Below are 25413 nucleotides of genomic sequence, written 5' to 3'. Positions count from 1 at the left end.
CGTTTACAATGATTTTATTAATTCTTTAAATAATAGGATCATTTCTGGCTCTGCTTTTCCTGCCATTGCAATAATTTCATCGATATTGATTGGTTTTAGATCGTCGGGATCACATTCGTCGGTAAGAACAGAAACAGCAGCTACAGACAGATCCAGATGATTAGCGACAATCACTTCGGGAACAGTACTCATTCCTACTGCATCGGCACCGATAATTTTAAGATATCGATACTCTGCACGAGTCTCGAGTTGAGGACCCACTACAGAGGCATATACTCCTTTGTGAAGATTGATGTTATTTTCTTTGGCAATAGATTCGAGTTTTGCATTTATATCTGCATTATAAGGAGCACTCATATCTGTAAAACGACTTCCTAATTGTTCTACACCTTTAAAAGCCAGAGGCGAGCCTCCTTGTAAGTTAATATGATCATCGATAAGCATTAATTCTCCTTTTTTGAAATTGAGATTAACAGCTCCAGAGGCATTAGAAACTAATAAGGTTTTGATTCCCAGTTTATGCATAATACGCACCGGATAGGTCACATCCTGAAGCGAATATCCTTCATAAAGATGAAAACGCCCCTGCATAACGATTACATTTTTGCCTCCTAGTTTTCCATAAATTAGTTTTCCTTTATGAAATTCTACAGTAGCTGTCGGGAAATTAGGAATATGATTATAACTTACTTCTTTAATGACCTCTATTTCATTAATTAATTGTCCTAACCCTGTTCCTAGTATGATTCCTATTTCAGGATTTTCAAAGCCTTTTTTCTGAAGGAATTCTGTGGTTTCTTCGATGTACTTGATCATATTGTTTGTTAGCTTAGAAATTTTTGAAAAACTGCAATGTCTTTAATATCTTCATAATAATCAATATCATTGCGTTCTTCTAATAATTTTAGGTTTTCGTTTTGAATATTTTTTAATGTATCCTTAAGAACAGTTTCTGTTCCCCAGGTTTTGTTTTTAAAAACTTGTGAATTTAAGGATTTCATTCCAAATAAATAGTATCCTCCATCTTCTGCGGGGCCAATTACATACTCATGAGATGCCAAAGCCAGAAACGCATTTTCAATATCTTTTTGGGTTACATCATACAGATCACTTCCGATAATGATAATATTTTGATATCCATTAGCAAAACCTGCTGCAAAAGCATACTCCATTCGCTGCCCCAAATCATCTCCCACCTGTTGTTTTTTGGTATAAATCTCAGGATTCCAAGAGTCATTATCTCTTATTTTTACAGAATAATGAACTTCTTTATGAACATCTAGATTTTTAGTAATTTCAACCGTATGTTGTAGCAGAAATTTATAGATATCCAAAGCTGCCTGATCCCCAATAGTGGCTGCCAGCCGAGTCTTACATTTACCCAATTCTGGATTTCGGGTAAAGATTAGAAGTAGATTTTTTTCTTTCAATTTGAATAGATTTTTTTTCCTTTAAATAGCCATTTACTCCATTCTTCAGAATAGGTATGAACTTCATCTGTTAATTCTTCTTTAGCGTTTAGAATAGGCATGCCTCTATTTTTCCATTCAAAAATACCCCCATACAAATTATAAACATTAGTATATCCAGCTTTTTTAAGCTGTTCTGAGATATCTTCTGATCGAATGCCAATACTGCAATAGACGACTATATGTGAGTCTTTTGGAATATGTTGTTTTGTAATAGAATCTATTTTGAAGTTATCATATCCAACATGAATTGCTTCTTTTAAATGACTGATCTGATATTCTTTTCTCTCTCTTGCATCCAGTACTAGTACTGTATCCTGAATAGTTTTTAATGTTGAAACTGATATATAAGGAATACTTTGGTTATTGTATAGACGTAGTAATTCATCTAATGAACTCTGAGCACTAGCTATAATAGAAAAAAATAATGATATTGAAAGTATAAAAATCCTCATTTTGGGTTTCAAGAAATATTAGGCTACTGTTCCCTGACAACTACTTCCTGCTCCCGCTGTACACCCATAACAATGTTGCGAAATGATAATATTTCTGTCCTGAAGTAATTCTTCGTTATACTCACTTATATGTTTTACTTTACTGGCTACTTTAAGATCTAACATCTGATTAAAATCACAATCATATAACCATCCATCCCAACTTACAGAGATTGTATTAGTACACATTACATTTGCTACAGCATCCGGATTATACGCTTCTACCAAAGCATACATATAATCTTCATAATTTTCTGAAGCAATTAGGTAATCCAAAAACCTGCTAATGGGTAAATTGGTAATTGCAAAAAGATTATGGAATTGAATATTGAAATCTTCTAACAATGCCTTTTTAAAATCTTTCTCCATTGATGCCTGATCTCCTGGTAAGAATGCTCCCGAAGGATTGTATACCAAATCTAGCCTTAAGGTACTACCCGGCATACCATACCCTCTGTCATTAAGCTCCTGAAGTGCTTTTATAGATTTGTCAAAAACACCATTACCACGTTGCTTATCTGTTTTTCCTCTGGTCCAGTGGGGCATAGAAGAGACTACATGTACATTATGTTTTTTGAAAAAATCAGGAAGATCATAATATTTTTTATTTGCTCTAATAATCGTAAGATTACTACGTACAATAAAATCTTTGATTCCTGCTTTACTTGCTTCTTCTACAAACCATCTAAAGTTAGGATTCATTTCGGGAGCTCCTCCTGTTAAATCCAAAGTATGAGCCCCGGTTTTTTTTATAACATCCAGGCATTGCTGCATGGTTTCCCTAGTCATAATTTCTTTACGATCAGGACCTGCATCTACATGGCAATGTTCACAAACCTGATTGCACATATACCCTACATTAATTTGCAAAATTTCTAACTTATTAGGGCGCAAAGTAGAGTGACCAATTTCTGCAATTTTATCAGAAAACCGAGGGAGTTCACCACTAGCAAAAATACCGTTGTTTAGGATTTCTAGTTGTCTGTTTGCATTTGCTAACTGATCATTTCGTTTATGTAAAGATTGTTTTGATTTAACTTCTGACATCTTCTGTTCTTGGGTTATATTTCTTTTGGGGCTAATCTAATTTGGGCGATCTTTTTTGGTTTCACTTCCCTCAATACAAGCTAATATTTAGACTCATAAAGCTTTGCTTCTATACATCCAAATTTACCTACATAGAAAGCTTATCATATTTATTCATCATCTGTACTCCATGAACCAAAGTAGCGCCACTTTCTATAGCAGCACCTGCATGTACTGCTTCCATCATTTCTTCTTTTGTAATCCCTCGTTGTAGTCCGTCCTTGGTATAAGCATCAATGCAATAAGGGCATTTTACAACATGAGAAACAGCAAGTGCAATTAATGATTTTTCTCGAGCACTTAGCGCTCCTTCTTCAAAGACCTTACCGTAGTAATCAAAGAATTTAGTACCTAATTCTTCACTCCACTCAGTGATTTTTCCAAATTTTCTTAAGTCGGCAGGGTCATAATATGTTTTTGACATATGGAATTATTTTTTTTGAGTTACAGACATGCAATATTATGTCGTTGATGGTATGTTATACTTACATTAGAAATTGTTTATTTCTTTAAAAAGTATGCGAATTCTTAAAGATATGTAAGATAAAAAACCCTAATTAATAAATGAACTATTTTTTTGGCAAAAATATAGGAATTACACTACAAACTCATCACTATATTAATATTACGTTAAGAAAAAAGCTTAATTTAGGCGTTGAAGTTCGACAGTTCTTCTTCTAATACTATGAAGTCAAAATTGAAGCTATGAGGAAAAAAGTAACCCTAAAACAACTTGCCAGAGAATTAAATCTTTCTATTTCTACAGTTTCAAAATCGTTAAAAAACGACTCAGAGATTAGTCAAAAGACTATTACCAGAGTGCATGAACTTGCAGATTTTTATAATTATAAACCAAATGCTCTGGCGGTAAGTTTAAAAAGTAATAAAACCAAAACTATAGGAATAATACTACCCGAAATTCTTAATCATTTTTTTGCAAAAGTACTTTACGGAATTGAACAGGAAGCTTCAGAAAATGGATATAAAATAGTGACCTGCATTACAAACGAATCGTATAAAAAAGAAGTAGAATATGTAGAGATGTTAAACTATAGTAGTGTTGATGGATTTATTGTATCACTAAGTCAGGAAACTCAGGTTCTCAATAAATTCGAACATTTCAAAGAGTTAAAAAGAGATAATGTACCGATTGTAATGTTTGATAGAGTTACAGAAGAGATCGATTGTGATAAAGTGATTGTTGACGATAAACAAGCTTCAAAAACAGCTGTAAAATATCTCATTGATACAGGTTGTAAAAAGATAGCGGTAATTACAACAATTGGTGGTCTAAGTGTCGCCAATTTGCGTTTAGAAGGAGCAAGAGAAGCTATAGGTGTTAATGATCAGGTATCCTTAATAGAATTGGTGGTAAAAGACTCTAATAATAATGAGCAAGAAATAGAAAAATTTCTTAAAAATAATGATATTGATGCGGTTCTTGGATTAGATGAGACGGCTGCTGCTATCACTATAAATATGTCACATAAGTTAGGGTACAAAATCCCTGAAAATATTTCGGTTATTGGGTTTACCGATGGTTTGTTGTCTAAATATTCGTATCCAAAACTTACAACTGTTTCTCAACATGCAGAGGACTTAGGAGTAAAAGCTGCCCAGATTTTAGTAAACCAATTAGATGATTTTGTTGAAAATCACAAAACCAATACCGAAATCGTTAAAACATCTTTAATTTTAAGAGATTCTACCCATTAAAATATAAGCAGAGGTAAACATCTAAACAAGTATAGTGAATAAAGATAAGGGTATCGCAAAAGAAGAAAATTCGATTAGATTTTCGGTTTTAGACCGTGATATGCAGTTGCAAAATGCAAAAAATGAAACGTATGATCTTGTTGTGATCGGAGGAGGAGTTACAGGAGCAGGAACTGCATTAGATGCTGCTTCTAGAGGTTTAAAAGTTTGCCTGGTAGAGAAGAATGATTTTGCCTCGGGTACCAGTAATAAATCTACTAAACTTATTCATGGCGGACTTAGATATCTAAAACAAATGGAAATCGGCCTGGTTAAAGAATCGGGAAGTGAACGGGCAATAGTACATAAGTTAGCACCACATTTGGTAATGCCAGAAAAGATGTTACTTCCTATTATCGAAGGAGGAACATACGGTAAGTTAATGGCATCTGTAGGATTAAAAATTTATGATTTTTTGGCTAATGTAGAAGGTGATGACAAGCGAAAAATGCTTACCGCGCAAGAAACATTAAATAAAGAACCTTTGCTTAGCGAAGAAGGACTTACAGGAGGAGGATACTATGCAGAATACAGGACAGATGATGCACGACTTACTATAGAATTGCTAAAAAAAGCAGCTTTTTTTGGTGCTAATAGTATCAATTATTGTGAAATGACTTCTTTTAATTATAATGAAGAAGGTAAGATCAAAAGTCTAAAATGTATAGATCATAATACAAAGAAAAGCTTTTCAATTCGATCTAGAAGCTATATTTCTGCAGCAGGGCCATGGGTAGATTTGCTAAGAGAAAAAGATCACTCGATGAGTAGTAAACATTTGCATTTGACCAAAGGTGTGCATCTTGTTTTCTCGAGAGTCCGGTTTCCTCTTACACAATCTATTTACTTTGATGTGCCAGATGGTAGAATGATTTTTGCTATTCCCAGAGGAAGAGCAACATATGTAGGAACCACAGATACTAATTATAATGCAAACCTTAATCGGGTAGTCGCTACAAAACAAGATGCAGACTATTTACTGAAAGCAGTAAATCACATGTTTCCCGATTTAAAACTTACCAGAAATGATATTGAGTCGAATTGGGCGGGATTACGTCCCTTAATTCATGAAGATGGTAAAGACCCTTCAGAATTGTCTAGAAAAGACGAAATCTTTGTGTCAAAAACAGGATTAATTTCTATAGCAGGAGGAAAACTTACAGGATATCGTAAAATGGCACAACGTGTAATCGATACCGTACTTAAAACAATGAGTAATAAAACGAGTAGTAAGTTTTCTGAATCACATACACAGAAAATACCACTTACCAGTACACCTCTTAAAGATACCGAAGAAGTACATGCATACCAGTATAAGATTATTCAACAACTCAAAGCTTTAAAACTAGAGGATTTTTATTATGGTTGGTACCTTACTTCGACTTATGGTAAACAAGCAGATATTATTATAGATAATATGAAGCGTTTTTCAAATGATGAAATGATAGAACGATTGATACGGGCAGAACTGTGGTATTGTATTCACTATGAAATGACCAATGGCTTAGCAGATTTCTTTGTAAGAAGAACGGGGAGACTCTATTTCAATATTAATAGTGTTCATAAATATCGATTATTGATTCAAGAAGATATTGTTGAATATTTAAACTGGGATGAAATTCGTATCGAAACCGAAAATAGATATCTTGATTTGTTATTACAGGATGCTACTACTTATTATGAAAAAGAATTTATGTAAAATAGGTTAAAACCTACCAACAACGCCTATTTGCCCTACACCTACTCGTAAATTCCATCGAATTTTATGTTTTTTAGAGCCAAAAGCATAACGTTTATCCTTCTTTAGATAATTATCAACACTGTCAACAATAAATACACTCATTACTATTCCAAGTGTTACGTCGGTCAACCAATGTGCACCATCCCACAATCGCGAAACTGGAGTGACCAAGCCTAGAGCATAAATTCCACCTTTTACAAATAAGTTATCAAATTGTTTAGCAAATGCATGTGCTGTAGTAAACGCCAAAATTGCATGCCCAGAGGGAAAAGAATGATATCCAGCTTCATTAGACCAAAAACGGAAACTTAAGTTCCCTTCACCTTCTAATGGTCGTGCACGACCCACAGCAGTTTTACCTAATGTTTGAAGAAGCCCTCCCGCAGTTGCAGATGCAATAAGAAGAACACCAGTTCGTCTGATTTTTTCATTTTTTGTAATAAGTCCTAAAGTATAAACGCTAGTCGTTAAACCATAGTTTAACAATGGTTTTCCAAATCTAAAACCGGCTTCTTTTATAAGGTCGGGAACCCCATCGCCTTGTTTTCTGAAAACATCATTGGCAGGCTCATCTACTGCCAAAAGAATGGCATTCCCGGCAATAACTCCACCAAAAGTTAACCAGTCTTTTCCTTTCCACCTTAATGGACTTGTATAAACATGTTTTACACCACCATATACAGACACACCATCATGTTTTATCATTTGCCAGGTGGTCATTTTGGACTTAGTGTCTAGTGTATCACCAACATTTTGAGAATCTTGCATGTCATGAGAATCCTGAGCGTAAATAGAGAATGTAGAGGCTAATAAAATGCAGATTAGCAGTGATTTAGTGTACTTCATAGTAGGGATTTGCAATGCAAAAATAGTAACTTATTCATAAATAAATCATACGACCGGAAATATTTGAGCAAAAAATCGAAATGTGATGCAAGAATAAAAACTTAAGCTTTTTTTAGATACATTTTTTGAAATTGAGAAGGAGATATACCACTTCTTTGTTTAAATAATTTTGAAAAATGAGAATAATCATCATATCCTAAATCCCAGGCAATCTCTGTTAGATTACTTTCTGAGTATAGAATTTGTCTTTTAGCTTCTAAAATAACTCTTTCCAAAATAAGATCTGTTGTCGTTTTACCGATGGTCTCTTTGCATATTCGATTTAGATGTTTTACACTTATATTCATAGATTCTGCATAGGCAATAGCAGATTTTTGCCTCTTATATTTTTCTTCTATCAATTGTTCAAACTGATGTAGTTTCATCGTAATATTTTTAGAATTTACCAGATCCTCAAAATTGTCCTTTAGAACAAGACGTGATAATTCTATATAAATGAGATCAATAAGATTAACTAGTTTCTGTTTTTTTAATAGTGCATTAGATCGAGATTCATTTAAAATAGAAATAAAAAGAGGCTCAATCAATGTCTGTGTTTTTTTATCCAGATAGATACAGGGAGAGTTTTGATTAGAGAAAAAAAACGGAAAAATAGAAAGATTTTTATTCTGCCCTCTGGTTTCGTAAAATTCCTTAGAATGAAAAATAATATACCCTTTGCCTTTTGTAGTAAATTTCCAAAAATGTGTCTGACCGGGCCTTAAAAGAAAAACACTACCGGGTTTAATTTGATACGATTCAAAATCAACTTCGTGAACTCCTGTTCCTTCAATAAATAAAACAGAAAGATAAAAATTATGCTTGTGGGGATGAGATATGATATCTCTATTATTTGATAGATGAGTAGCAAAGTCATTTGCATAAAAATTTTCAACACTTCCGGTATCGTGAAATTGCGTAATATCTAAAATAGGAAGATTCATAAGATGTAATAAATGTCTTAATTATACAAATAAAAGTGTAAATAGTGAAATATAAAAACACCAAAATGTCCATATTTTGCAGTAAAAATAATAGTTTTTATGAAAACCGTGATAAATATCCTAAAGGGAAAATGTTCAAAATGTGAAGAAGGAGATGTTTTTATTAAAAAAGGAGGAGTATTTACATTACAATTGCCTAAAATGAATGAGAAATGTCCGCATTGTAATCATAAATTTTTGATTGAACCGGGTTACTTTTATGGAGCAATGTATGTGAGTTATGGTCTAACCGTTGCCGAAGGGATTATAATTTATTTGTTAAGTAGTTTTTTTATAACAAGACCAGTTCATTTCTTTATTATTTTATCTGTGAGTGCTGTATTGTTGAGCACTACAAATTATAAGTATGCCAGGATATTTTGGATATATTTGTTTACCAGAAAAGCACAAAATAAACCAGAATTAACTAATTCGTTTATTCGAGAAGGTACAAAAGAAACAGAATTACCGTAACTTACTTTGTATGATATTTTTAGGAAACATAAAGGAGTATCTTCAATTAGAGACCATTAATAATCAAAATAGTAAAATAATAAATGAAACTATAGAAAGTAGTCTAACTATTTTATGGTTTGAATCTGATTACAATGAACTCATAATTGATGGAAAAAAGCAGGCATTTTCTAAGAATGAAATTGTTTTCTTAACAGAGTTTCACAATGTGGTAATCGAAAAAATTGACTGCATTAGATTTTTAAGATTTAATAGACCTTTCTATTGTATTCTTGATCATGATACCGAGGTAGGTTGTAAAGGTATTTTATTCTTTGGGGCATCACAATTACCAATCATTCAAATTCCAGAAGAAGAATTAGTCAAATTCGAGACGTTATGGAAAATGTTTACCATAGAGATGCAATCTAATGATAGTTTGCAAATAGAAATGTTGCAAATGATGCTTAAAAGATATTTGATTCTTTGTGCCAGAATATATAAGTCAAAAGAGAATTATCCCAATGAAAAAGCTGATTCTGATATTGTAAGAGAGTTTAATTTTTTGGTAGAACAACACTTCAAGACAAAGCATCATGTATCTGAGTATGCCGAGTTATTATATAAGTCTCCAAAGACATTGTCTAATATTTTTTCAAAGATGGGCTCTAAAACACCTTTGCAATATATACAAGATCGTAAAATGTTGGAAGCAAGAAGACTTTTACACTATACAAGTATGCAAATAAAAGAAATCGCTTATGAAATTGGGTATGAGGATATCCAGGCATTTAGTAGATTTTTTAAAAATCAGGAAGGGATTTCTCCTTCAGAATTCAAAGAAAAAGTAAGCTAGGAAAAATTGCCAACACTTCGGGAATAGTTACCTAACAAAGACTTGCTTCTCTACACCATCTTTGCATTGTCAAATTAAGTATTAATCTAAAGAATAAGACAATGAAAAATTTAGTAATAACATTAACATTAATCATATCAGGTTTAACAAGTGTATATGCACAGTTGCCTGATCCGGGATTTACTGTAGATCAAAATACAGCCATCGTAATTACAGATCCTCAAAACGATTTTTTAAGTCCTAACGGTGTAACCTGGGGAGTAGTAGGAGAAAGTGTTACAGCTAATAATACTGTTGATAATATCGAAGCATTATTTAAAGTAGCGCAACAAAAAAACATTACCGTTTTTGTTTCTCCACATTATTATTATCCTCATGATCATACCTGGGAAATAGAAGGAGCACTAGAAGCATTAATGCATAAAATTAATATGTTTGATAGAAAAGATGCATTATCTACAGAAGGTTTTGAAGGCTCTGGAGCAGATTGGTTGGATAAGTATAAAAAATATATTAAAAAGGATAATGTAATTGTAACAAGTCCTCACAAAGTATATGGGCCAGAATCTAATGATTTAGCTTTACAATTACGCAAACATGGATATAGTAAAGTAATATTGGCAGGTATGTCTGCGAACCTGTGTACAGAATCACATATGAGAGATCTTGTAGAATCAGGTTTTGATGTAGCTGTAGTAAAAGACGCTACGGCAGGAGCTATTTTACCAGGTTTAAATGCCTATGAGGCAGCAGTGGTAAACTTTCAGATGATCGCTAGTCATGTTTTTACTACCAAAGATATTGTTAAGGAAATCAATAGTTCTAAATAGTAAACTAACAGGATTACAAAAAAATATGAAATGTGATTATTTCATAATTGAGGATTGATTTTTTATGATAGGAACCCTTGCGAATAATTACTCGCAAGGGTTTATTGTTTAAAAATGAATTTTAATAATAGAAAACAAAAGGAGATTCTTTAAAATCTTATTAAATAATTCTTACTTTGGATCTATGGTTATAGAGCTATCTTTTTTCTCAATTTTAGAGCTTCTTACATTTTCTGGAGCCCTTATGTTGGGACTTCTCTTTTTTACAATGAAGTCTGCCAATAAAAAAGCTAATATTTTTTTGGGGCTATTTCTTTGGATTTTTTCGTTTGGTATTTTTATGGATTTATTGGATTACGAAATGGAAGAGGGTGCTCTACTTGATCGTATTTTTTTTCTTATTTCTTTATGTATTGCTCCGCTTTTATACATGTATACCTATCAAACGATAAATAAGCCTTACATAAAAATGTTGAAGTATTTGTTTATCCCTTTATTTGTAACCTATTTGGTTATTCTATTTGTTATAAACTCTGAAGAAATGATTTGGGGTATCGATTTAATCGAATATATAATAGAAATTATATTATACGTATTGATTTTGAAAAAATTACAAGGACTTAAATCAGAATTAAATAATTTCTATTCAGAATTAGAAAATAAGAGATTATCCTGGATAAAAACTATCATTTATATTAGTCTTGCATTTATTGTATTTGATTTTGTAGAAGGTTTTATAGGTTTTGAAGAAGAAGTGGTAGACCCGTACCTAGGTTCGATTTCGATAGTGCTTTCATTTATAATGGTGTATTGGATAGCCTACAATGGGTTTTCTCAATCAGAGATATTTAAAGCATCTCTTTTTATCCATGATTCGCAAGATCTACCTTCAGAATCATTCGGAGCGCATACGATTACTATAGATGAAACTAGTGCTGAAGATCGAAAACTATTTGAAGAAGTTAAGGGTACAATCGAAAAAGAAAAGTTGTATGCAAATTCTGAATTAAATTTGCGAACACTCTCCGAATCTCTTCAAATAAAAGAAAAAGAACTCTCCAGGCTTATAAATATTCATACTAAAACTAATTTTTATCATTTTATAAATGGTTTTCGGGTCACCGAATTCAAAAGATTAGTACAAACCCCAATGGCTCAGCAATTATCGATTTTAGGGATAGCTCAAGAAGCAGGGTTTTCTTCTAAATCAACATTTTATAACACCTTCAAGACCTTAGAAGGTATGACTCCTAAGCAGTATGAACTATCGCTAAAAAAGTCCGAATAGAAGCAGCTGGACTTGTTGAGTGAAACTATGCCTGGATAGGGGCGTTATTTTGTATGTACCTAATTTTTATACATACAATTTATGAAACACCTATTTTTAATTTTTACTTTTTTTTCTGCCTTTTATACGTTACAGGCCCAGTCTCATAGTATCAGTGGGTCTATTAATGATAGCACGACGGGAGAAACACTATTGGGAGCTACAATCTATGATAAGCAATCAGGAAAAGGAGCTGTAACCAATGAATATGGGTTCTTTTCTTTAACCCTTAAAGAAGGAGAACATACATTGATTATTTCTTATCTAGGTTATGAGGATATAATTCAAAATATTGATCTAACGGGAAATAAAAAAATAAACATCGAATTAAAGCCAATCAGCAATAATTTGGATGAAGTTATTATAACCACCAATACAAATAACAAAAGTCAGACAGGAAACATTATTGCAGGTTCTATAAACCTGAAACCTCAGGATATAAAAAAACTACCAGCTTTGCTAGGAGAACCAGATGTAACCAGAGCTATGCTTACACAAGCAGGAGTATCTTCTGTAGGAGAAGGTACATCTGGTTTTAATGTGAGAGGAGGTAATATTGATCAAAATTTGATTCTTCTGGACGAAGCCCCCATTTATAATTCTTCGCATGTTTGGGGATTCTTTTCCATTTTTAATTCGGATGCGATAAAAGATATGAAATTATACAAAGGAGGAATCCCAGCAAGGTATGGCGGTAGAGCTTCTTCGGTATTAGATATTAGACAGCGAGAGGGGAGTAATAAACAATTTAAAGGAGAAGGAGGACTGGGGCTTTTATTTTCTAGATTAACTCTCGAAGGCCCTATTAAAAAAGATAAACTAAGTTATTTAGTCTCTGGTAGGCGTTCCTATTTTGATTTAGCATTTCCGCTCATAAAAAGCTTAAAAGGAAATAAAGTGTATTTCTATGATTTAAATGCTAAACTCTCCTGGGATATCAATGAGAAAAATAAATTATTTGCCTCTGGATATTTTGGAGCCGATGTGATGAAACTAAAATTTGATGATACCGATGAGGATCAACAAAACACACAGCAAAATACTAATGAGAGTATAAATTTCTCATGGAAAAACAGTACAGCTACAGTACGATGGAATCATATTTTTTCTGAAAGATTATTTATGAACTTATCTGGAGTCTTCAGTCGTTATAATTATTCATTGTCATCAGAAAATAGTAGTGGTGGGCCAGCAGGATCAGCTAGTAATTTTACCTGGAAATCGGCCGTAGAAAATTGGATACTTAAACCCGATTTTACATTCTTTCAGAATACAGACACCAAAATTCGTTTTGGAGTTAATAGTACATTATATCGTTTTACTCCTGCAAAGATTACAGGAAATGATACTTCTATAAATACAGTAAACTTTGGTACAGAAAAAGGTTTGGAAATAGCACCTTATGTGTCCTACGAAAAGAAATTAAATAAGTTTTCTGCAAATATAGGCCTGCGATACTCCTGGTTCGGAAATCTAGGGCCGAATAAAGTATCCTTCTATGATGCACAGGTACCACAAACTGTAAGTAGTATTACAGGATCACGTAGTTATAAAAGTAATGAAGTGATTAAAAATTACCATGGTTTTGAGCCTCGATTAGCACTTAAGTATGATCTTAATAATAGGAAAGCTATAAAATTGGGATACAATAGGATGTTTCAATATATACACTTGATTTCTAATAGTTATTCTACCCTACCCTTTGATATTTGGAAACCTGCAGGATATCATATAAAACCTTTGGAAGTGAATCAAATTTCTGCCGGATATGCTTATGATACTCCTAACAGGAAATATAATTTTTCTGTAGAAGGATATTACAAAACCTTTAAAAACCTGGTAGAATATAAAAATGGAGCAGATTTGTTTTTGAATGAAAATTTAGAAACTCAACTATTAACTGCAAAAGGATATTCATATGGCTTAGAATTAAGTGGATATAAAACAAAAGGAAAGCTCACAGGAAATGCTAATTATACGTATTCAGTAACCAAAAGAAAAACTACAAGTTCATTTAATTCTGAGAATATTAATAGTGGAAATTATTATCCTTCTAATTACGATCGTCCTCATATTTTTAATATTACTTCTAATTATGAATTGTCTAAAAAATGGAGTGTCGGAGCCTTTTTTACGTATCAAACAGGGAGACCAACAACTTATGCAACAGGCAAGTTTGAAGTGGGTGGCAACCAGTTTTTTACCTACTCAGACAGGAATGCATTTCGCTTAAAACCTACTCACCGATTAGATATCTCTTTTACATATACACCTAAAAAGAAACCAAACAGAAGGTGGAGTGGTAATTGGGTGTTCGGAGTCTATAATGTATACAGTCATAAAAACCCGTTCTCGGTGTATTCTTCTGTGAGAAATAATCAACTAAAAACATTTCAATATTCTGTAATCGGAGCACCAGTACCCTTTATAACCTATAATTTTAAATTTTAAGTAAGATGAAAAGTATATATATAAAAATAATAGCAAGTAGTTTGCTTATCTTTTGTATTACCAGTTGTACCAAAGAAATAAGCCTCGATGTTACTCATGAGCCTCAAACTATCATTTTTGGTTCTATTTCTAATGAAAATGTTCCGGTTTCCATACGTATTCAGCAATCGGTTCCTTTACAAGATTCATCATCTTCAAAACCTGTAAATGATGCTTCGGTATCGTTGTATGCAAAAGATACTTCGGGAAATACAAATCTAGTTACAAATGATTTTGTGATTGATCAAGGCGTTTATACTTCAGCTCAATCTATTTCAACTACAATAGGTTATTCGTATTGGATAGAAGTACGATTAAATGATGGAACTCTATTTAAATCAAAAGAAGAGCTGTTAAAACCTGTTGTTCTTATTAACAATACAAGTATTAAAAATGGAGATATTTTAGAGATAGAGTTTAGTGACCCAGGTGATGATACCAACTTTTATAAGTTTACTGTAGAGTTATTTAGTGAAGGACAATTAGTCTCATCTAATACATCACAATCTAATGATGTAGTATTTAATGGCAAAGAAAGTGCATCTGTAGAAGTTGATTTGTTTAGGTTACAGGATGATGATGATGATATTACAGTTCTTTATGATGAAATAAAAGTTACTTTTTGTAATATCAATTTCGACTCTTACCAATTCTACTTAAATCAAAGTTTACAATTAGAAGCAAATGATAGTGAAAGCTCTGGAGATCCGAGTCAATTGTTTGCAACACCTCCCGTAAATCTCTTGGGAAATATTACAAACTCAGGCTCAAATAAAGTTGTCCTGGGCAATTTTACTGTCAATGCCGTAAGTGCTGTAAATCAAATTGGCAGTAATTAAAAAAAGTCCAGATAGAAGCATTCGGACTTGTTCTGTGGAATAATTTTTAGGGTTTAGCGTCATTTAGATGTTGTAGATATAAACAATAAAATTTTAGAATTATGAAAATGAAAAAAAATCAACTTATCATCCTGTTTTTAATCTCTGTAAGCTTTTTGGCATGTACTAATGATGATGATAACAATGTAGCTCAAGGTGATTTTGGAATTTTTAAATCAATAAATGAAACGACTGCAGAAATGAATGGTACGATTACAAGCGCTACCCCTGCTCATTTTAATAACCTACTGGCAAAATATCCCAAGTTGAAAAAGATAAATATGTTGGATTGCCCTGGTTCTGAAGATGATGATGCTAATTTGATAGTTTCCAAAAAAATGCATGATAGCGGAATAGAATTTCATTTGTCTGCACGTTCTGTCATCGCCTCTGGAGCAGTAGATATGTATGTAGGAGGGGTAAAAAGAACACGCGAACAAGGAAGTCGCATCGGAGTACATTCCTGGGGAGCAGCTCCCGGACAACCAATCGCTACTTCATATCCTGTAGGTCACGCTGTGCATTTACCATATATCAATTATTACAAGTCGGTTGGATTTACACAGAAAGAAGCAGAAGATTTTTATTATTTCACGATTAATGCTGCTCCTGCAGAAAGGGTTCACTGGATGACTGAAGAAGAAATAACCCAATATAAAATAACAAAATAATAAAGTATGAAAAACCATTTTAGAATAGTAAATGTGATAGTAGTAACCTGCACCATTTTAAGTTGTGTAGCTTGCTCAAATGACGATGATATTGCAACAATACCAACAACAGGAACGATTAATGCAGGTAATGATCCAAATTTTAAAATTGTAGAAAATACAGATACGGGTTTTAGTGCATTTAACAGAAAAGTTATGGTTTTTGATATTCCAATTTATGCTGTAGCTGCGGTAGAAGATGTTAAGCTGTTACATGCAGCTAATTTAATGGCTCAATATTTAGATAATGACGAAGATGGTTCGATTGATAATACAACGATTCACAATTCGATGAAATCTAACAAAGCTTTTTTATTTATGTGGAAAACAGAAGCAGATAGAGATAATTTTAATCCTCCTGCAGGGTTTAAAGTTGGCCAAGACCTAGGAGCAGACGAAACCGTGCCAGCATGGCATACAAATGGGCATACGGGATCATTTGATGCTGCTTTAGAAGAAGTGTGGCATATTATCACTAATGGCGGGCATGAAAGAGCTTATCCTAGAGTCTTTAGTTCTCAATCGGGATCAGAAATCAGTAAAGCAATGGATGTTGCCCGTGGAGGGAACTTTCAATCTCCGCCAGCTAGCTATCCTGCCAGTGCCTGGTATACTTATGATGATACTACCTGTGACTACAATTGCCAGGTTGGCGAATATTTATATTGGGTGATGAGTTCTATGCTTGGGGCACAAGAAAATAGATTAAGTGAAATTGACAATGAATGGAGGTTAAACACTAGAGCCAAAGTAGAAGCAATCGATACAAAAGCCTGGGCAATATTTACAAATCCAGCATATAAAATGCCAGCAAAATTGCCAGATGGTACCTATAAAAGATAATAAATAAAATTAACCGAATACATCTGGTTTTTGATTACAACCCAGATAAATTGAAATGTTTAAAAGATGTGTTCGGTTTTTAAACTACTGAAAGAAAATAATGATGAAGAATATATTTAGATTGCCGCTATTAGGTTTTTTGTTGGTATTGATTATTGGTTCTTGTAGTAAAGATGATGATGTAACAATACCAGATGGTAATAGCACTTTAATAGAACAACAAAAGGTGTTTAAAGAATTTTGGGAAATCTATGATAGACATTATCCTTTAATGCACAGAAAAAATATAGACTGGCAGAATGTGTATGATACATATTATCCGAAAATCACTAGTACAACTTCGGATAATCAGTTGTTTGGGATTTTCGAAACGATAATGGGTACTATTGTCAAAGATGGGCATAGTAGTTTAACTTTTAATGCTAATCAAGAAGCAGGGTTTGAACCAGAATTTGATAGGAATATTCAAAATATGATCCAAAACAATACTGCTGGTAAAGTAAGTATCGTCTCGAGCAGTGCCAATAACCCATATTTATCGTATGGTACTGTAACAAGTGATTCTAATATTGGATATATCAATTCCAAAAATTTTGAACCTGTAAATGAAAATGACAGTGAGTTTAATAATTTTAAAGCTATTGTTGACGAAGCATTAACAGCACTACAAAATAAAGCAGGAATTATTATAGATGTTCGTACTAATGGAGGTGGGCAAGGACCATTTGCATATTATTTGGCAGGTAGATTTTTTACAAATAATACCCCGATAGAATTGATACGACAACGAATAAAAATAGCTACAGGAAGTACTGTTGCTTCTCTTGGCGAATGGGCAACAAAGGAGTTCGAAGGATATCCTGATGCGAGAGTAGAAGGAGGTTTTGTCGCGGGAGTTTTTCCAGAAGATAATACCATTGTAGCTTCAGGGGCATTTCAATTTACCAAAAAAGTTGCAGTGCTAACTTCAAAAGGAACGGCAAGTGCAGCAGAGTATTTTACAGCTGCAATGAAAACCCAATCTCATAGTAGAACAATAGGAAGTACGACTTTTGGAATCTTTGCAGGGAGCGACATTTTTACCTTAACTAATGGAGGAGGAAAATGGAAAACCCGGGTTTCAACTCATGATGTAGAAATTAAATATAACAATACGTTTCAATCTTTTGAAGGAATTGGTATAACTCCCGATATATTATCTATACCTACCACTGCCCAAGTTACAGCAGGAGAAGATATTCACATAGTAGAAGCAGTACGTCATATTAAGAATTAATGAGGTATTATGGGCGTTTTCTTTGATCTAGAGATTGTTATTATAATCCAAAAACCACAAAAGAATAATAAATAAAATGAAAAATAAAGTTTTAATGAAGGGTGTGATTTTTGTAGTAAGCATTACTTTTTTTCTTTCTTGCGAAGCAGATGATACTCCAGATACAATACCAACTACAACGAAACCAACCAGTACCATATTACAAGAGATAAAAAAAGATCTTGGGAACCATAAAATTGCCTTTGGTGATACCAGGAAAATATATATGATGGATCCAGATGGTTCTAATGTGGTCGAATTAGCAGATGCCGGTCCGGTATCTGGTTATGTGTCGTGGAGTCCAGATGCCAAATACGTATATTTTGCTAGTGCAAAGGGACCAGCAAAAAGTGCCTGGGAAGCTTTTAGAGTAAATGTAAAAACAAAAGAGTTGTCCAAAATATCAAATTTTGGTTTGGATGTAAGATCTCTAGGAGTTTCCCCTGATGGAAAAACATTAGCAATCTCTGTAATGACCGGTAATTCTAATATTGATGGTAACAATGATGATTTGACGAAATTTTCCACTAATTTGTATACAATCCCAATGGTTACTGTAGAGTCAAAAATTGATTCGGGAACTCAAATAGTAATGAGTGATCTTACGGTTATTCAAAGTTCGCCTAATAAAGATCAATTTTGGTACGAAGAGTTGAGTTGGAATCATGACGCAACTAATCCTGTACTGGCATATACAAAAACCTGGCGTTATGATGAAGATGATGTGTCTTATACTCATGCTTATACTATCAAACCAGACGGAAGTTCTAATACGTTGATTGCTGAGAATAAAGATCAGCCAATCTGGAGTATTGATAATAAGAAATTGTCTTTTCTGGATTTAAGTTATTACAGTTTCTTAGATAGCCGTATAAAACAAATTACTGTTTCTGGGATTTCTAAAGAAGTTTCTGGAGGTTCACTATCACCAGAAGGAGGTAATTATATTGTCTTTGAAATTGGTGATGAAAATAGAAAAGGAGGCATTGCTAAAACCACTGAAACTTCTAATGTCGGATTTCAATTGCAGACTTCTGTAGATGTGTATGAACCTCGATGGTCACCAATACCTCTGAATTAGACAAGAAGTAATTTTTTAAGAATTTAGGAAAAAGTAAAAAATAGGGTATAATTAACTTTAGTTGTTGTTTATATATAACATTTTGTAACATTTAAATGTATTTCAGTCTTTTGAGAGAGGAGGTAGTAGCCGAGGTGTTATTCATAGTAAATGTTGTAATAGAAAATACAGATTAATAAAGTGTTGTGGGGCGTTTCTATATTATAGTAATGTAATTACGCCCCTGCAACCACAAATGATGATATTATGGATAGAAAGAAATTTTTAAAAAATGGAATGGCAGGAATAGGCTCTATTATAGCAATTCCAACGTTAATAACATCTTGTAATAAAGATGATGATGCAGGAGGCGTAGTAGATGCAGGATCATGTGTTGTCTCTCCAGTAGAAACAGCAGGGCCGTTTCCAATAAAAACACCAGCAGATTTGGTAAAAGAAAATATAATTGGTGATCGTACAGGAATTCCTTTAAAAATAACAATACAGGTGCAAAATGTAAATGACAATTGTAAACCATTAGCAGGAGCGTTTGTAGATATCTGGCAATGTGATGCAAAGGGAAATTATTCTGAATATTCTGGTCAGTTAGATGGAGATTTCACAAGTCAAAAATTTTTAAGAGGAAGACAAACTACAGATACCAGTGGTAACGCTTCGTTTATAAGTATATATCCTGGATGGTACCCAGGTAGAGCTCCTCATCTTCACTTAGAAATTTTAAAATCATCGGGGCAATCATTGCTTATTACTCAAGTTGCTTTTCCCGAAGATATTTCTAAAGCAGTCTATGCTACTACGAATTATAAAGGAGATTTTGATACTTCGAATGCTCAGGATGGTATTTTTTCTGGTGATATTAATCGCAGTATAGCGAATTCTGTAACAGGAAATACAACCGATGGATATGTTCTAACAGAGACCATAAAAGTGTCGGGATAAACCTAGAATGTTAGACTTTTGACTCATGTTATAAAAACAAAAAACCCAAACATCTGTTTGGGTTTTTCGTGGTGTAACTCCTTCAGATAAATATCAACATGTATTTTACTCACAAACTCAAAATGATTTTTGAAGGCACCTTTTCTTATCGATTATATTTTTAATACACCCAGCCAGTTACTCCTTCATATTTATATCCGGCGTTAATACCTTCAGAATAATTTTTGGTATACAGGTGATCAGAGTGTTGAGTATTGTAAAAGCGATAGAGTTTTTTTCTTCCGTTACCTGGTTTTTTATGTATTAAAACAAGTCGGGAAACATCTTTCCACCCTTTACTTATTAAAGTTAAAATTTCGGTAGGGCTAGTTGTTAAAACGAAATCTATTTTTCTCGGATGTAACAAAAAGTATAATTCGTTATATGTGTTAAAATCAATTTCTCGACGAGATCTGGCTACGTCGGTCCTAAAGGAAACCCCTTCTCTACGACCTATTCCAATACCTTGACCTCCTTGTGTTTTATAGGTATGAAGAGATGCAGACCCCCCACTATAATATCGATACACATTTTGAGAACTCAAGGCCCTTGATTTGGTGTTGCTACTGTTTTCGGTTGCATTAGAAACTTGTTCTAGAGGTAACTCTTCATTTTCTGATTCACAAGAAGTCAGTAGTAAACATATTACAAAAGTCAAATTTAAAATTGAAACTAAGAATTTGGTTTTTTTCATGGCTTTAAGAGTTTTAAAAATTAGTATTTGATGAAATTAGTTTTAAGATTGGTATGTATTTCACCTTCTACAGAATTCAAAAATATGACGATGAGTACATGAAATACAAAGTAATATTCTTGATATTTATAAATTTAAACTGATACTTTGTGTATGTTGCAAGAGTTTGATTTTTGCTATTGTATACCAAACTATGTATTGAATAAATCATTCACATTGTTTTTTTTGGTAGTTTTATTTCGTATTATTTTTTATGTCATTCACTTATATATTGAATTAATAAGATATGGTTTTCGAATTCTGTTGAGCAGGTTTCAAATACTATAAAAATCACTTTAATGATCAGGAAGTATTCATTTTTAGGTTATCTGCTAATTTTATTTGTTTTTGTGCAGCCATTACGCGGACAAGTTAAAAGGCCTAATGATGCTCAGGTTTTACTAGATTTTGATGAGTTAAAAGAGATAATTGCAGAGCAACAAGAAGACTCCCTAAAATTAAAAATAGCACAGGTCTCCCTCGATAAAGCTATATATCAATTAGATACATTGCGTATGGCCGATGCATATTATTTTTTATCCAAACTAAGCCGTTCTAATCAATTACATTATGCAGATAGTCTTATTGCAATTACCAAGAATAAAAATTATGAAAGATATCCGGCATTGGGTTATTTACGTAAGGGTAATACGCGTTATGAAGAAGGAAACTATAAAGAGGCTTTAGAACTTTATCTCATAGCATCAAAATCTGCTAAAGAAAATGGGAATGAGCTGTTATATCTAAAGCTGAAATTTAATATAGGATTATTAAAAAATACGGCAGGAGAAAGGGAAGAGGCTCAAACTATATTTTTGGAGTATTTAAACTTTTTAGATCAAAACCCTAAATTTAAAACCTCAAGCACGTATAATAGAGTTCTATTTGCTCTTACTGATTCATACATTTATAGTAATCAATTTAAACTGGCCGAAGATTATATTGATAAAGGAATTCGGGAAGCATTAAAAACAAATGATATATCTATCTATTCTAATTTTGTGATGTATTCGGGGATGTATGAATATTTCTCTAAAAACTACAATAAGGCAATTGATAGTCTAAAAAAAGGAAAAAGTTTAATACAAAAATCAGATGAGATAAAGACAAGAGTTGCTATCTGTGATTATTATATTGCTCGTTCATATCAGGATCAGGGTATGGTAGAGAAGGGTATGCAATATTTTAGAAATGTAGATCGTATTCTCAAAGAAACTGAAGATGTTATTCCCGAATTAATCGATACGTATGATTATTTGATTGCTGATTCTAAAGCAAAAAAAAATCTTGAAAAACAAATTGAATACATCAATACATTATTAAGATTAGATAGCATAAGACATGCTAATCAAATATATTTAACCAAAAATATTAATGAGAGATACGATACTGTAGAATTAATTTCTGAAAAAGAAAAATTAATAGATCAATTGCAGCGCGATAAATTCTTAAAAGAAGAAACGATAACTATTCTAATTGTATTTCTTGTTGTTTTGATCATACTTGCTACATATGGTTTTCGCAAAAGCTATGTAAATAGAAAACGTTTTTTAAGATTACTTGAAGATCAAAAAAATAAAGAACATAATCTACTAGAGTTTGTTGATATCAATACTAATATTTCAAAAAAACAAGATATAGATATCCCAAAAGATGTTGTAGAAACGGTATTAAAAAAGCTTCATAATTTTGAGAATTCGGTTAAATTTTCTAAAAAACATTACACACTTAATTCATTAGCTAAAGAGCTGAATACGAATAGCGCATATTTATCAAAGATTATAAATGTGTATAAAAATGTCAACTTTGCCAATTACCTTAATAATTTAAGGATTGATTTTGCGGTAGATGAGCTTACGTCCAATAAATCATTACGTTCTTATACGATAAAGGCCATTGCAGAAGAGGTAGGGTTTAAAAATGCACAATCGTTTTCTTCTGCATTCTATAAAAAAACAGGTATTTATCCATCCTATTTTATCAAGCATTTAGAGATATGAGGTAAAGCCCTGTAGTATCAAATTCAGTGTTTTATGCTTTAAATTTATAAATATCAATTAGTATATTGTATTGGAAGTTAGTTAAAAACTATATTTTTAGTATCGAGAACCTATAAACCGAATTGTTATGAGCACAAATAAGAATATAAAATCATTAGGGTTAGAAAAGATAAAAATCACCAAATTGGTGAACACAAGCGTAGTTAAGGGAGGTAATATACCACCTGCCTCTCAAAGGTTGTGCAATACAGAGAATAAGTGTTTCACGATACCAACAAAAACAGTTCCGGTAGAGGAATAGTATAAACCTTTTAATGATATGTAATAAAAAAACCCGAACATTTGTTCGGGTTTTTTAAGGTGGTGCCTCCAGGAATCGAACCAGGGACACAAGGATTTTCAGTCCTTTGCTCTACCAACTGAGCTAAGGCACCTTGCTGTAAGCGGATGCAAATATAGAACGCTTTTTTTAATACTCAAAAGAAAAAATTAAAAAAATCGTTTTGTATTTTTACGACTTACAAATAAAAGTATGAATCTCATTATTGATGTAGGGAATACATATACCAAAATAGGAGTTTTTGAAGAATCGAAAATTGTCTATAAAAAAAGGATTGAACAATATCATTTTAAAGAAACAATCCAAAATATCAAAGAAGAATACCCTTTGATCACCAATGCCATAATTTCTTCAGTATCTACTATAGAAGAGAATCATATAACAGATGTTAAGCGTTTGTATAATACGCTTATGTTAGATCATCAGGTAGAAATGCCATTCAAAAACCTGTATAAGACCCCAACTACACTAGGAATAGATCGATTAGCTTTGGTAGCAGCGGCGGTAGATCAGTTTCCTAATAAGGATGTATTGGTAATTGATGTAGGAACTTGTATAACATATGATTTTAAAAACAAAAAAGAAGAGTATCTTGGTGGCGCAATTGGGCCGGGAGTGCGACTTAGATATGAGAGTCTTCATAATTATACAGCAAAACTACCATTGTTACAGGTAACTGATCCAAAAAATCACATAGGAAATAGTACAGAAGAAGCAATACATTCGGGAGTAGTTTTTGGAATTTTGCATGAAATTGATGGAGTAATTGAAGAATATTGCAACATTTATACTGATTTAACAGTTATTTTAACTGGTGGAGATGCACATTTTTTGTCTAAAAGATTAAAAAATAGCATATTTGCCACTTCTAATTTTTTGTTGGAGGGATTAAACCGCATTTTAGCTTTTAATAATAGTAAATGATAAAGAAGATTTTAGTAATCATATTGGTACACGTTACCATAATATCTTACGCTCAGGAAGGGACTTCGTCTCCGTATTCTTTTTATGGGATAGGGATTCCGAAATTCAAAGGAACAGTAGAAAACAGGTCGATGGGGGGATTGAGTATATATACAGATAGTATCCATTTAAATCTTCAAAATCCTGCGTCTTATGGAGAATTGAGACTCACAACATATACAGTAGGAGCCTCATATCGTAGATATAAGATTAGTAATGCCAATCAATCATCATCTGGAGAAAACGCCTCATTAGATTATTTGGCTATTGGTATTCCTGCTGGCAAATTTGGTTTTGGTTTTGGAGTTATTCCCCTTACTTCTGTAGGGTATGAACTTAATAGTATTAAAGATGATGGAAGCGAGCTTCGATTCACCGGAAAAGGAGGATTGAATAAGGTCTTTTTGTCTACAGGGTTCAAAGTTAACAAGAATCTAAGCGTAGGTTTAGATTTAAATTATAACTTTGGGAATATTGAAAACAAAACAATATTACGAAGACCAGGTGTTCAATTTGATACAAGAGAAATAAATAGTTCAGATTTATCATCCTTTAGCTTATCTTTTGGAGTGACGTATAAAACTATGATCACAGAAAAACTAGAACTAGTTGCTTCTGCAGTGTCAACACCTTCTTTTGAATTAACAACAGATAGTACGAGGGAACTTGCTACTATTGTAATTGATAATAGTGGTAGAGAAGGAGTTATAGAAAGACAAGATGTTGCTGTAGAAGACAAAGAAATAGATCTTCCTGCCGAATTTAAATTTGGTGCCGGGATTGGGAAACCTAAAAAATGGTTTGTAGGCGCAGAATATATATACATGGATTCTGGAAAATTTACGAATCTTGTATCTAACCAGGATAATGTTGTATACGAGAACGCTTCAAAATTCAAAACGGGAGGATATTATATTCCTAATTATAACTCGTTAACAGGCTATTTTAGCAGGGTTGTATACCGTGCTGGATTTCGTTATGAAGAGACAGGATTAAATATTAATAACGGTTCGATTAATGAGTTTGGCATATCTTTTGGAGTAGGCTTACCAGTTGGTAGATTATTCTCGAATACTAATATAGGTTTTGAGTATGGTCAACGGGGAACAACAAATTTTGGACTTGTTAAAGAAGAGTTTTTTAATATCTCTTTAAGTTTGTCATTAAATGATAAATGGTTCAGAAAAATAAAATTTAATTAAA

At 32.8% G+C, this 25413-nt stretch carries 25 protein-coding genes and 1 tRNA gene; 17 read left to right on the top strand and 9 right to left on the bottom strand.

Annotation, left to right across the window (positions count from 1 at the left end; all coding sequences use genetic code 11):
- Window positions 1-3 precede the first annotated feature (3 nt).
- The 5 genes from Z053_RS0102160 to Z053_RS0102140 form a co-directional block, all read right to left on the bottom strand.
- Complete coding sequence (locus Z053_RS0102160; protein ID WP_025663388.1) at window positions 4-816, bottom strand: purine-nucleoside phosphorylase; 813 nt, start codon at window positions 814-816, stop codon at window positions 4-6.
- Between the two features lie 8 nt (window positions 817-824).
- On the bottom strand, window positions 825-1430 hold the full coding sequence (locus Z053_RS0102155; protein WP_025663387.1) for a TIGR04282 family arsenosugar biosynthesis glycosyltransferase: 606 nt from the start codon (window positions 1428-1430) through the stop codon (window positions 825-827).
- Window positions 1427-1924 carry a rhodanese-like domain-containing protein gene (locus tag Z053_RS0102150; RefSeq protein ID WP_025663386.1) on the bottom strand — a complete coding sequence of 166 codons (498 nt, stop codon included), beginning with the start codon at window positions 1922-1924 and terminating at the stop codon, window positions 1427-1429. Before Z053_RS0102150 ends, Z053_RS0102155 begins: the two co-directional genes overlap by 4 nt.
- A gap of 18 nt (window positions 1925-1942) precedes the next feature.
- Window positions 1943-3010 (bottom strand): arsenosugar biosynthesis radical SAM (seleno)protein ArsS, encoded by a 1068-nt coding sequence (gene arsS, locus Z053_RS0102145; RefSeq protein WP_025663385.1) that lies wholly within the window; start codon window positions 3008-3010, stop codon window positions 1943-1945.
- Between the two features lie 127 nt (window positions 3011-3137).
- Window positions 3138-3473 carry an arsenosugar biosynthesis-associated peroxidase-like protein gene (locus Z053_RS0102140; RefSeq protein ID WP_024771685.1) on the bottom strand — a complete coding sequence of 112 codons (336 nt, stop codon included), beginning with the start codon at window positions 3471-3473 and terminating at the stop codon, window positions 3138-3140.
- Between the two features lie 281 nt (window positions 3474-3754).
- Here Z053_RS0102140 and Z053_RS0102135 point away from each other — a divergent pair, with 281 nt between their 5' ends.
- Together Z053_RS0102135 and Z053_RS0102130 are read left to right on the top strand one after the other, a co-directional pair.
- Complete coding sequence (locus Z053_RS0102135) at window positions 3755-4765, top strand: LacI family DNA-binding transcriptional regulator (protein ID WP_025663384.1); 1011 nt, start codon at window positions 3755-3757, stop codon at window positions 4763-4765.
- Window positions 4766-4799: 34 nt separating this feature from the next.
- Window positions 4800-6503, top strand: coding sequence for a glycerol-3-phosphate dehydrogenase/oxidase (locus tag Z053_RS0102130; RefSeq protein WP_025663383.1), 1704 nt, complete (start codon window positions 4800-4802; stop codon window positions 6501-6503).
- A gap of 6 nt (window positions 6504-6509) precedes the next feature.
- Here the strand turns inward: Z053_RS0102130 and Z053_RS0102125 are convergent, their stop codons facing one another.
- Complete coding sequence (locus Z053_RS0102125) at window positions 6510-7391, bottom strand: phosphatase PAP2 family protein (RefSeq protein ID WP_025663382.1); 882 nt, start codon at window positions 7389-7391, stop codon at window positions 6510-6512.
- A 101-nt stretch (window positions 7392-7492) separates the two neighbouring features.
- On the bottom strand, window positions 7493-8374 hold the full coding sequence (locus tag Z053_RS0102120; protein ID WP_025663381.1) for an AraC family transcriptional regulator: 882 nt from the start codon (window positions 8372-8374) through the stop codon (window positions 7493-7495).
- A 99-nt stretch (window positions 8375-8473) separates the two neighbouring features.
- On the opposite strand from Z053_RS0102120, the gene Z053_RS0102115 reads away from it, so the two are divergent.
- The 11 genes from Z053_RS0102115 (at window position 8474) to Z053_RS0102065 (ending at window position 20135) form a co-directional block, all read left to right on the top strand.
- Window positions 8474-8887: a hypothetical protein gene (locus Z053_RS0102115; RefSeq protein WP_025663380.1), complete on the top strand. Its 414-nt coding sequence runs from the start codon at window positions 8474-8476 to the stop codon at window positions 8885-8887.
- A gap of 10 nt (window positions 8888-8897) precedes the next feature.
- Window positions 8898-9722 carry a helix-turn-helix domain-containing protein gene (locus Z053_RS27730; protein ID WP_035094620.1) on the top strand — a complete coding sequence of 275 codons (825 nt, stop codon included), beginning with the start codon at window positions 8898-8900 and terminating at the stop codon, window positions 9720-9722.
- 101 nt (window positions 9723-9823) lie between these two features.
- Window positions 9824-10552 (top strand): isochorismatase family protein, encoded by a 729-nt coding sequence (locus tag Z053_RS0102105; RefSeq protein WP_025663379.1) that lies wholly within the window; start codon window positions 9824-9826, stop codon window positions 10550-10552.
- A 184-nt stretch (window positions 10553-10736) separates the two neighbouring features.
- On the top strand, window positions 10737-11840 hold the full coding sequence (locus Z053_RS0102100) for a helix-turn-helix domain-containing protein (protein WP_025663378.1): 1104 nt from the start codon (window positions 10737-10739) through the stop codon (window positions 11838-11840).
- Window positions 11841-11921: 81 nt separating this feature from the next.
- Complete coding sequence (locus Z053_RS0102095; protein WP_025663377.1) at window positions 11922-14330, top strand: TonB-dependent receptor; 2409 nt, start codon at window positions 11922-11924, stop codon at window positions 14328-14330.
- 5 nt (window positions 14331-14335) lie between these two features.
- The gene (locus Z053_RS0102090; RefSeq protein ID WP_025663376.1) at window positions 14336-15208 is read left to right on the top strand and encodes a DUF4249 family protein; all 873 of its coding nucleotides are present in this window, start codon (window positions 14336-14338) and stop codon (window positions 15206-15208) included.
- A gap of 101 nt (window positions 15209-15309) precedes the next feature.
- Window positions 15310-15918, top strand: a complete 609-nt coding sequence (locus tag Z053_RS27725; RefSeq protein WP_051475963.1) for a hypothetical protein — start codon at window positions 15310-15312, stop codon at window positions 15916-15918.
- Between the two features lie 6 nt (window positions 15919-15924).
- Window positions 15925-16800, top strand: coding sequence for a hypothetical protein (locus Z053_RS27720; protein WP_035094618.1), 876 nt, complete (start codon window positions 15925-15927; stop codon window positions 16798-16800).
- A 100-nt stretch (window positions 16801-16900) separates the two neighbouring features.
- Window positions 16901-18076: a S41 family peptidase gene (locus Z053_RS0102075; protein ID WP_081748195.1), complete on the top strand. Its 1176-nt coding sequence runs from the start codon at window positions 16901-16903 to the stop codon at window positions 18074-18076.
- A gap of 76 nt (window positions 18077-18152) precedes the next feature.
- A complete protein-coding gene (locus Z053_RS0102070; protein ID WP_025663374.1) occupies window positions 18153-19196 on the top strand; it encodes a TolB family protein in 1044 nt (347 codons plus the stop codon).
- A gap of 246 nt (window positions 19197-19442) precedes the next feature.
- Window positions 19443-20135 (top strand): dioxygenase family protein, encoded by a 693-nt coding sequence (locus Z053_RS0102065; RefSeq protein WP_025663373.1) that lies wholly within the window; start codon window positions 19443-19445, stop codon window positions 20133-20135.
- 160 nt (window positions 20136-20295) lie between these two features.
- Here the strand turns inward: Z053_RS0102065 and Z053_RS0102060 are convergent, their stop codons facing one another.
- Window positions 20296-20868, bottom strand: coding sequence for a hypothetical protein (locus Z053_RS0102060; protein ID WP_025663372.1), 573 nt, complete (start codon window positions 20866-20868; stop codon window positions 20296-20298).
- A gap of 338 nt (window positions 20869-21206) precedes the next feature.
- Here Z053_RS0102060 and Z053_RS0102055 point away from each other — a divergent pair, with 338 nt between their 5' ends.
- Together Z053_RS0102055 and Z053_RS31295 are read left to right on the top strand one after the other, a co-directional pair.
- Window positions 21207-22907 carry a helix-turn-helix domain-containing protein gene (locus Z053_RS0102055; protein WP_025663371.1) on the top strand — a complete coding sequence of 567 codons (1701 nt, stop codon included), beginning with the start codon at window positions 21207-21209 and terminating at the stop codon, window positions 22905-22907.
- Window positions 22908-23034: 127 nt separating this feature from the next.
- Window positions 23035-23208 carry a hypothetical protein gene (locus Z053_RS31295; protein WP_160170042.1) on the top strand — a complete coding sequence of 58 codons (174 nt, stop codon included), beginning with the start codon at window positions 23035-23037 and terminating at the stop codon, window positions 23206-23208.
- A 60-nt stretch (window positions 23209-23268) separates the two neighbouring features.
- Here Z053_RS31295 and Z053_RS0102045 read toward each other — a convergent pair.
- Window positions 23269-23341 (bottom strand) — tRNA-Phe (locus Z053_RS0102045).
- Window positions 23342-23439: 98 nt separating this feature from the next.
- Between Z053_RS0102045 and Z053_RS0102040 the strand changes: the two genes are divergently transcribed.
- Both Z053_RS0102040 and Z053_RS0102035 read left to right on the top strand, forming a co-directional pair.
- Entirely contained in the window at window positions 23440-24171 is a 732-nt protein-coding gene (locus tag Z053_RS0102040) for a type III pantothenate kinase (RefSeq protein ID WP_025663370.1), read from the top strand.
- Window positions 24168-25412, top strand: a complete 1245-nt coding sequence (locus Z053_RS0102035; protein WP_025663369.1) for a membrane protein — start codon at window positions 24168-24170, stop codon at window positions 25410-25412. Before Z053_RS0102040 ends, Z053_RS0102035 begins: the two co-directional genes overlap by 4 nt.
- Window position 25413: the final 1 nt, after the last annotated feature.

Origin of the sequence: Aquimarina megaterium XH134 (assembly GCF_000520975.1) — a bacterium.
GTDB classification, from domain to species: Bacteria; Bacteroidota; Bacteroidia; order Flavobacteriales; family Flavobacteriaceae; genus Aquimarina; species Aquimarina megaterium.
Note: the sequence above shows the minus strand (reverse complement) of the source record. Positions and strands in the feature narration are given on the sequence as shown.